This is a genomic window from Streptomyces niphimycinicus (genome assembly GCF_018883605.1).
In the GTDB taxonomy this organism is placed as follows: Bacteria; Actinomycetota; Actinomycetes; order Streptomycetales; family Streptomycetaceae; genus Streptomyces; species Streptomyces niphimycinicus.
Map to the genome: position 1 here is coordinate 1 of NZ_JAHLEM010000526.1, position 9,257 is coordinate 9,257.

Annotated in this window: 10 protein-coding genes; all 10 read right to left on the reverse strand. The window is 69.7% G+C overall.

The genetic code is table 11. From position 1 onward, the window contains the following. Positions 1-768: MFS transporter (locus tag KN815_RS34890; protein WP_216345855.1), on the reverse strand; the 768-nt coding region annotated here is incomplete at its 3' end. Between the two features lie 92 nt (positions 769-860). After that, positions 861-1,208, reverse strand: coding sequence for a response regulator transcription factor (locus tag KN815_RS52375; RefSeq protein ID WP_372458569.1), 348 nt, complete (start codon positions 1,206-1,208; stop codon positions 861-863). A 144-nt stretch (positions 1,209-1,352) separates the two neighbouring features. Beyond that, positions 1,353-2,126: an IclR family transcriptional regulator gene (locus KN815_RS34900; RefSeq protein ID WP_253209423.1), complete on the reverse strand. Its 774-nt coding sequence runs from the start codon at positions 2,124-2,126 to the stop codon at positions 1,353-1,355. A 215-nt stretch (positions 2,127-2,341) separates the two neighbouring features. Next, positions 2,342-3,157 (reverse strand): ABC transporter ATP-binding protein, encoded by an 816-nt coding sequence (locus KN815_RS34905; RefSeq protein ID WP_216345858.1) that lies wholly within the window; start codon positions 3,155-3,157, stop codon positions 2,342-2,344. Then, on the reverse strand, positions 3,150-4,085 hold the full coding sequence (locus KN815_RS34910; RefSeq protein WP_216345859.1) for an ABC transporter permease: 936 nt from the start codon (positions 4,083-4,085) through the stop codon (positions 3,150-3,152). The genes KN815_RS34905 and KN815_RS34910 overlap by 8 nt, the downstream gene beginning before the upstream one ends. Before the next feature lie 79 nt (positions 4,086-4,164). Next, on the reverse strand, positions 4,165-5,037 hold the full coding sequence (locus KN815_RS34915) for a glycosyltransferase family 2 protein (RefSeq protein WP_216345864.1): 873 nt from the start codon (positions 5,035-5,037) through the stop codon (positions 4,165-4,167). Between the two features lie 11 nt (positions 5,038-5,048). Next, positions 5,049-5,840, reverse strand: a complete 792-nt coding sequence (locus tag KN815_RS34920) for a CDP-alcohol phosphatidyltransferase family protein (RefSeq protein WP_216345860.1) — start codon at positions 5,838-5,840, stop codon at positions 5,049-5,051. Then, positions 5,806-6,879: an iron-containing alcohol dehydrogenase family protein gene (locus KN815_RS34925; protein ID WP_216345861.1), complete on the reverse strand. Its 1,074-nt coding sequence runs from the start codon at positions 6,877-6,879 to the stop codon at positions 5,806-5,808. The genes KN815_RS34920 and KN815_RS34925 overlap by 35 nt, the downstream gene beginning before the upstream one ends. After that, entirely contained in the window at positions 6,867-7,619 is a 753-nt protein-coding gene (locus tag KN815_RS34930; RefSeq protein WP_216345862.1) for a phosphocholine cytidylyltransferase family protein, read from the reverse strand. The genes KN815_RS34925 and KN815_RS34930 overlap by 13 nt, the downstream gene beginning before the upstream one ends. Next, positions 7,616-9,257: DUF5941 domain-containing protein (locus KN815_RS34935; protein WP_216345863.1), on the reverse strand; the 1,642-nt coding region annotated here is incomplete at its 5' end. The genes KN815_RS34930 and KN815_RS34935, both read right to left, overlap by 4 nt.

Consider the following 9,257-nt stretch of genomic DNA (forward strand, 5'->3'; position numbering starts at 1 on the left):
CATGGGTTCGGCGGTGCGCAGCTCCCAGCCGACGAAGAGCGCGAGGACCACCAGGCCGCCGGCCAGGAAGCCGATCACCCGGCCGCTGGACCAGCCGTGTTCGGTGGTGGACACCAGTGCGTAGACCACACCGAACACCCCGAGGCTGACCAGGACGGTGCCCACCGGGTCGAGCGAGGTGTCCGGGCGGGTGGACTCGGCCAGCTTCCAGAGGCCGAGCACCAGCACCAGCACGCCGATCGGCACATTGACCCAGAAGATCCACTCCCAGGAGATCTTCTCCACCACGGCCCCGCCGATCAGCGGGCCCAGCGCGACCGCGAGCCCGCTGAGCGCGCCCCAGACGCCCAGCGCGAGACCGCGCCGGCGCTCGGGGACGGCGACGGTCAGCAGCGTCAGCGTCAGCGGCATCACCACGGCCGCCCCGAGGCCCTGTACGGCCCGGGCGGCGATCAGGGCGTCCGCACTGCCGGACAGCGCCGCGACGGCGGAGGCCCCGGTGAAGACGACGAGACCGGCCAGGAAGACCCGGCGGCGCCCGAACCGGTCCCCGGCGGCCGCACCGGCCATCAGGAAGACCGAGAAGGTGAGGGTGTAGCCGTTCACCGTCCACTCCAGGTCCTGGAGGCTGGTGCCCAGGTCCTTCTGGATGGCGGGCAGCGCGGTGATGACGACGAGGTTGTCCAAGGCGGCCATGAAGACGGTGAGTCCGGACACCACCAGCGTCCACACGGGGTTCATTCCGCTCGGGCCGGAACGGTCAGACATGAATACCTTTCCTATGACGGCGCGTTTGCTGGGTGGCGGGTCGGGTCAAGTCGATATCCGGCCGAGGGATAAACGGGCAGCCGCGGGCAACGCTATCCGGCCACGATCCTCCCGGAAACTGTACTTTGGTACAGGTATCGGTAGCTGAGGGCGACGAGACCGGCCTGAAGTCGCGATTCCACCTGTAGTTTCGCGAGTATTGACGCCACATGCGCCTTCACTGTGCGCTCGGTCACCTGGAGCCGCAGCGCGATACGGCGGTTGGACCACCCCGCACCGAGCAGCACAAACGCCTGGGCCTCCCTGGCCGATAACAACGGCACACGCTCGAGCTCCCGCGTCCAGTTCGGTGCGGGTATATCGGGCACGACGGCAAGACCGCCCCTGTCGGACACGGTGACATTTCCCCCTAGTGCGCGGCGCTTCGAGCCACCGCTCATGCAAGAATCAGACTGGATTGCCCTCTTGATTATTGCGGCCGTACGCCCGTACGAGTCAAGGATTTCCGACCCTTTCTCGCCTCGCGAGAAAGGGCTGGTGAAGGGCGGGGAATGCGCTTCACGTTTACTCGCGTTACCGTAAATTTACTTCGGTCTCGAATCATTTTCATCCGGCCCGGACGCACTGCCGCGCCCCAGATCGGCCAGCGCCGCCGCCGTCTGCTCCACCGCCCCGATGACCGTCACCGGACACCGCGTCATGACCTGTTTGGGCTTCATCACCAGCACCGATCCCATGACCAGTCCGTCCCAGGTGACCGGCGCGGCGCACTCGTTCCACCCCGCCGCGCACTCCTCATGGCCCAGTGCGTAGCCCCGCGTCCTGATCCGGTCCAGCGAGGCGAGAAGCCGCACATCGTCCCGGAAGGCCCCGGGGCCGGCCTCGGCGGGCACCGGCCGGTCCAGCACCTCCGACTGGATCGTCTCCGGCAGATACGCCAGGATCGCCCGCCCCGCGGCGCCCACCCGCAGCGAGTGCTCGACGGTCTGCACCGCACGCGGCGTCATCCCCAACTCCGTCAGATCGGAGTCGCCCACGGCCATATCGGCGCACTGCCGGTGGGCGCCGCCGAAGGGCGCCAGCAGATAGAGGAAGGCCAGCCCGCCGGTGGCCCGGCGCAGCGCCTCCAGAAGGGCGTGGGCGGCCTCCGGCGCGGGCGAGTGGGCCAGCGCCTTCAGACCGAGCTGCGGGGCCGCCGAGCCCAGCCGGTAAAGCCCCCGGCCCTCGCGGACGAAGATGCCCTGGTGCACCCCGGACTGGAGAATCCGGTAGACGGTCGAATCGTCCAGCTCCGCCGCTCTGGCCAGCGCTCCGGGCCCATGGGCCCGTCCGCCGAGCTGGGTGAAGGCCCGCTGCACGCGGAACACCCTCTCGGCATGGCTGCTTCCGCCCACGGCCCCGTTCTTGGCCACCCCGTCAGCCCCCCGTGCAGATTCCCCCGTTGCCGTGCCCAACGTGCCATGCGTCCACACCCATTCCCGATGCGGGGTAAGTGGTCCGGTTGTGGACAACAAGGCCCCGCCGGGTTGCCCGGCGGGGCCTGATGGTTTACGGAGTCGGCGTTCGCGGAGGGCTACTTGCCGGTCTCCTTCTCGTACGCCTTGATGACCTCGTCGGTCGGGCCGTCCATCAGCAGCTCGCCCTTCTCCAGCCACAGCACCCGGTCACAGGTGTCCCGGATCGACTTGTTGTTGTGGCTGACCAGGAAGACGGTGCCGGCCTCCTGGCGCAGCTCGCGGATACGGGCCTCGGAGCGCTTCTGGAACTTCCGGTCGCCGGTGGCCAGCGCCTCGTCGATCATCAGCACATCGTGGTCCTTGGCCGCGGCGATGGAGAACCGCAGCCGGGCCGCCATGCCGGAGGAGTACGTGCGCATCGGCAGGGTGATGAAGTCACCCTTCTCGTTGATGCCCGAGAAGTCCACGATGCCCTGATAGCGCTCCCGGACCTGCTCACGCGACATCCCCATCGCCAGACCGCCGAGGATGACGTTCCGCTCACCGGTGAGGTCGTTCATCAGCGCCGCGTTCACCCCGAGCAGCGACGGCTGGCCGTTGGTGTAGACCTTGCCGCGCTCGGTGGGCAGCAGCCCCGCGACGGCCTTCAGCAGCGTCGACTTCCCCGAGCCATTGGACCCGATCAGACCGATCGACTCGCCCTTGTACGCCACGAAGGTGACCCCGCGCACCGCGTGCACCTCACGCATCCCCGGCGCGCCCTTGCGGCGCATGATGCGGCTCAGGGCGGCGGTGGCGCTGCCGCGCCCCTTGGGGCCGCCGTTGACGCGGTAGACGATGTGGACGTCGTCGGCGATGACGGTCGGCACAGGCGACGGTGCGGGAGCCGCCTGGGCGGCCTCGGCAGTCTTGTCCAGGGTTTGCTCAGCCACGGCCGTACTGCTCCTCTGCCTTCCAGAAGTACACGAATCCCCCGGCGCCGAAGAGGACCGCCCAGCCCACGGCCAGCGCCCAGACGTGCGGCGGCAGGTTCGCCCCGGTGTAGTCGTCGATCAGCGCGTACCGCATCAGATCCATGTACACGGCCGCCGGGTTCCCCAGCATGGCGTCCGAGATCCACTTGCTCGCCCCGGCGTGTTCAAGCGTACGGGCCAGCGGGAACATCACGCCGGACGCGTACATCCAGGTGCGGAGGATGAACGGCAGCAACTGGGCGAGGTCCGGGGTCTTGGCCCCCAACCGGGCCATGATCAGCGAAAGCCCGGTGTTGAAGACGAACTGGAGCGCCAGCGTGGGAATGATCAACAGCCACGCGAAGGACGGGTAGTGACCGAAGCCCACCAGCACGATACCCAGCACGATCATCGAGAACAGCAACTGCTGGAGCTGCTGGAGCGCGAAGGAGATGGGGAGTGAGGCCCGAGGGAAATGCAGGGCCCGCACCAGCCCCAGGTTCCCGGAGATCGCCCGTACGCCCGCCATGGCGGACGCCTGGGTGAAGGTGAAGACGAACACACCCGTCACCAGGAACGGGATGTACATGTCGTTCGCCATACCGCGACTGCTCTTCAGCAGCAGGCCGAAGATGAAGAAGTACACCGCCGCATTGAGCAACGGGGTCGCCACCTGCCACACCTGGCCCAGCTTCGCCTGGCTGTACTGGGCGGTGAGCTTGGCCGACGAGAAGGCCACGATGAAGTGACGCCGGCCCCACATCTGGCGGATGTACTCGCCGAGGCTCACCCGGGCGCCGCTCACCGACAGCTCGTACTTCCGCGCCAGTTCGGCCGGGGACAGGCCCTCGTCGGCTGATGGCGGGCCACTCACGGCTACCGCACCGTCGTGCGTAGTCTCGCTCACAGTTGACACTTTCGTCTTCAGGGTGCGCTGAGCGGGGCCGCGCCCCGGGTCGCGCCCGATGCTCTTCGATACGAGCTTGTCAGATGACAGGAGGTCGGCCCAGTCGGGTCAGGCGCCATACCGTACGCCACTTCATGGGTCGGCGTGCACCACACGGTGTCTTCCAGCCCTCCCTGAAGCCCCCGAACCAGGCCCGAAGTGCGGTTTTCGACGGACGCCTGGCCAGTGTGAGCAGCAGCCAGACGCCCAGATAGACGGGCACGAGCAGCGCGGGAAGGTTACGCCGGGCCAGCCAGACCCGGTTGCGGGCCACCATCCGGTGGTAGACCGCGTGCCTGCTCGGCGCGGTGGTCGGATGGTGCAGGACCATGTCCGACCGGTAATCGATCATCCAGCCGGCGTCCAGCGCCCGCCAGGCCAGATCGGTCTCCTCATGCGCGTAGAAAAAGTCGTCGGGCAACCCTCCGACCTGCTGGAACACCGTGGTACGGACCGCGTTGGCACCGCCCAGGAAGGTGGTCACCCGGGAGGACCGCAGCGGGTCGGAGGCACGCAGCCGGGGCACATGGCGACGCTGGGTGACGCCGGTGTCGGGGTCGGCGATGCGGAACGAGATGATGCCCAGCTCCGGATCGTCGGCGAACGCCCGGCGGCACAGCTCGGCCGTGTCGGTGCCCGGCAGCAGCCCGTCGTCGTCGAGGAAGAGCAGTACGTCGACGTCCGAGCCGCCGGGTCCGAACGCCTCGATGCCGACATTGCGGCCCGCCGGGATGCCCACGTTCTCGGGCAGCTCGATGGTCCGTACGCCCTCGGGGAGCGTGGGCAGCGGCGAACCGTTGCCCACGACGACCACCTCGACCGGGTCGCCGTCCTGCTTGGCGACCGAGTCGAGGAGTTCGCGCAGCTCCTCGGGGCGATTGCCCATCGTGAGGACGACCGCTCCGACCTTCATGGTGCTCATGCTCACTTGAGCCTGCTCGACGCGAGGATGGACACGAGGTGAAGAAGGGTTTGCAGCAGGGCGATACCCGCCAGTACGGCAACGCCCAGCCGGGTGAAGAACAGGTCCCCGCGCACCTGGTCCACGATCGCCAGCACGAGGATGAGCAGCGACGCCTCGACCCCGAGGACCAGCCGGTGGAACTTCAGCGCCGCGGCCGCCCTGCGGGCCAGCGCCACACCGGACGAGCGCGGCTCGGCGGCCGCCTCCTTGACCGGCGGCAGACCGCCCTGGTGCCGGGCCACCCCGACGAGGTCGGTCTCGGCCTTGATCAGGATGGCGCCGAGCGCGGCGAGGGTGCCGAGGAACGCCCACAGCCAGTCGATCCGCCCGGAGCCCCACAGATCGGCGGCGCGCAGGCCGAAGCCGACGAGCACCGCGGCGTCGCACAGGTAGGCGCCGACCCGGTCCAGATACACCCCGCCCAGCGAGAACTGCTTCTTCCAGCGGGCTATCTCGCCGTCGACGCAGTCCAGCAGCAGGTAGAGCTGGACCATCAGCACGCCGAGCACGGCGCCCGCGATCCCCGGCACCAGCAGGGCCGGGGCGGCGAGGGCGCCGAAGACGGTCATCAGATAGGTGAGCTGGTTGGGCGTGACCCGGGTGTTCACCAGGTGCCGGTCGCAACGCAGCGAGATTTCCCGCATATAGAGGCGCCCGGCCCAGTGCTCACCGCTCCGCCGGTCCTTGACCCCCGCGGGGTGGACGACCGGGCGGAGTTCAGCCACTGATGGCTTGACTGACTGCTTTGGCATAGTCGGCGTATGCGTCCCTGATCGCGTCGGTTGACAGGTCGAGGTGCTCGAGGATCGTGTAGCGGCCGGGGCGCGTCTTCGGAGCGAACTCCACGACCTGGACGAACTCGTCCACGGTGAAGCCGATCTCCTCGGGCAGCACGGGCAGACCGTGCCGGTGCAGCACCTCGGCCATGTGCGCCGACTCCTCGTGCGCCCCGCGCAGCCGCATCGCGAAGGCGGCGGCCAGGCCGCACTGCTCGCCATGGCTGGCAGCGCGCTTGGGGAAGAGGAGGTCGAAGGCGTGGTTGATCTCGTGGCAGGCACCGGAGGCCGGGCGGGAGTCCCCCGCCACCGACATGGAGATGCCGGTGAGCACCAGCCCCTCGGCCAGCACCTGGAGGAAGCCGTCGTCGCCGACCCCGCCGGGGTGGCGCAGCACGGCCTCGCCCGCCTGGCGCGCCATCGCGGCCGCGAGGCCGTCGATCTGCTCGCCGGTCTCGCGGTGGGACAGCTCCCAGTCGGCGACCGCGGAGATATTGGACAGGGCGTCGCCGATACCGGAGCGGACGAAGCGGACCGGCGCCTCACGGATCACATCGAGGTCGATGACCACCGCGATCGGGTTGGGCACCCCGTACGAGCCGCGTCCGGCGTCGTTGTCGAGGGTGGCGACCGGAGAGCACAGACCGTCGTGCGAGAGGTTGGTGGCGACGGCGACCAGCGGAAGGCCGATGCGTGCCGCGGCGAACTTCGCACAGTCGATGATCTTTCCGCCGCCCAGCCCCACGACCGCGTCGTAGTGCCCCGACTTCATGGCGTCGGCCAGCTTGATCGCGTCATCCAGTGTGCCGCCGCCGACCTCGTACCAGCTCGCGCCCGGCAGCGCCGGGGACAGCCGCTCGCGCAGTACGGCGCCGGAGCCGCCGCTGATGGCGATGGCCAGCTTGCCGGAGGAGGAGATCCGCTGGTCGGCGAGGACCATCGCGAGATCGTCCAGGGCGCCCGCGCGGATGTCGACGACGAGCGGCGAGGGGATGAGCCTCGTCAGTACTGGCACGCGATGTCACGGCCCTTCGCCAGATCGTCGTGGTTGTCGATCTCGACCCACTTGACGTCGCCGATCGGGGCCACGTCGACCTTGAAGCCGCGGTTGACCAGCTCCTGGTAGCCGTCCTCGTAGTAGAGGTCGGGGTCGCGTTCGAAGGTGGCCTTCAGCGCGTCGGCGAGATCGGCGGCGGCCTCGCCCTCGATGAGGGTGACGCCGATGTACTCGCCGGTCGCCTCGGCCGGGTCCATCAGCTTGGTGATCTTCTGAACGCCCTTGGCGGGGTCGGCGACGACCTTCATCTCCTCGTCGGCGAGCTGCTTGACCGTGTCCAGGGCCAGGATGATCTTCTGGCCGTTGCCGCGCGCGGCCAGCAGGGTCTTCTCGACGGACACGGGGTGCACGGTGTCGCCGTTGGCGAGGATCACGGTGTGCTGGATCGCGTCACGGGCGCACCAGAGGGAGTAGGCGTTGTTCCACTCCTCGGCCTTGTCGTTGTCGATCAGCGTGAGCTTGAGGCCGTACTTCTGCTCCAGGGCCTCCTTGCGCTCGTACACGGCCTCCTTGCGGTAGCCGACGACGATGGCGACCTCGGTCAGACCGATCTCCGCGAAGTTGCCGAGGGTCAGGTCCAGGACGGTGGGCTCGCCTTCCTTCCCCTCGGGTCCCACGGGCACCAGGGCCTTGGGAAGCGTGTCGGTGTAGGGACGCAGACGCCGTCCGGCGCCGGCCGCGAGCACGAGGCCGATCATGCGGGTTCTCCTGTTTCGTCGTGTACGGCGGGTGCTCCTGAGGACACCCAGAAGCGGATGCTCTCGATGAGCACCGCCAGCGCGAGGACCGCCGCCAAAGCGGTCAACGCGATGGTGAAACCTTGGTTCTGGTGGTGCAGCAGGGCAGCGGCGGCCGTGACCACCACCGTCCGCCCCTCGTGCCCGCCGATCGCCCGCACCAGCCGGCGCGGGGGTGCCCCCGTGCCGCCGCGGATGCGGTACACCGTGTCGTAGTGATGGTAGGCGACCGCCGCAACCAGCCCGAAAGCAGCGGGCAAGGCGCCGTTCACCTCCGCGTAAGCCGCCAGGATCAGGATGGTCCCGTATTCGGCGGCGCGGAAGAGCGGCGGCACCAGCCAGTCGAGGGGGCCCTTGAGGGGCGCGGCGACGGCGACGCCCGCGAGGACCGCGTAGAGCACGGCGCATCCGACGGGCACCCAGGAGCCGAAACCGGCGGCCGCGGTGCCGGCCAGGACGGCCGCGGCCCCGAGGGCGGCCGAGAGCGGGGCGAGATACGAACTCGCCTTGCGGGGGGCGGCCTTGGCGACCAGCTCGGCCAGCGGACCGGAGTCCGTCAGCTCGGCGAGGGCGCGGGCGGCGCGGTCCGTGCGCTTCGCGCGGCGGGTCAGCGAGCGCAGCACCCGGCCCGCGGTGGTGTAGCAGGCCGCCAGGGCACAGCCGATGAGCAGCACATAGAAGGTGATACGGGGCGTGGTGAACGCCGTCAGCACGGCGATCATCGCCCAGCGCTCACCGATCGGCAGCACGATCATGCGACGCACCCAGACCGTCCAGCCGACGCTGTCGAGGCGGCCGGAGAGGGCGGCGGTGGGGCTGGTGTTGCCGGTGGCGTCGTGGTTGGCCTCGTTGAAGGCGAAGTCCACCACATGGCGGCAGGTCTGGAGCACCATCGCGCCGAGCGCGAGGGCCCATACGTCATCACCGCCGCCACCGGCGCGGGCGGCGCCGAGGGCGAGTCCCGCGTAGTAGGCGTACTCCTTGGCCCGGTCGAAGGTGGCGTCCAGCCAGGCGCCGAGCGTGGAGTACTGGAGCGAGTAGCGGGCGAGCTGTCCGTCGGTGCAGTCGAGCACGAACGAGGCGATCAGCAGCACACCGGCCGAGACGAACCCGGGCCGGGTGCCGGTGGCGGCGCAGGCCGCCGCGATGAGCGCGGTGAGGAGGGAGGCGGTGGTGACCTGATTGGGGGTCAGCCCGCGCCGGGCGCACCAGCGGGCGATATAGCGGGAGTACGGGCTGATGCAGTAGGTCGTGAAGAAGCCGTCCCGCGCCTTCACGGCGGACCGCAGCCGCACCCGCTCGTCGTCCACCGCGGCCACGGCGTCGCACGCGGCGGCCCGCGCCTCCGCGTCCGCGGGGACGTCGGCGACGAGCACACCGAGCTCGGGGCGGTGAACGGTGACGCCTTCGGCGTCGAGGGCGGCGGCGAGGTCGTCCACGCTGGAGTGGGCGTCGGTGACACCGTCGGCGGTGGGCGCGTCGGCGACACGGTCCGGCGCGGCCGTCCCGACAGCGCCGGCGGTGGCGTGCGCGTTCGGGTCCATCTCGGCCGCCGTCCCCGTGGCGCCGGTGCGGGCCGCCTGACCCGGGGTGCCGACG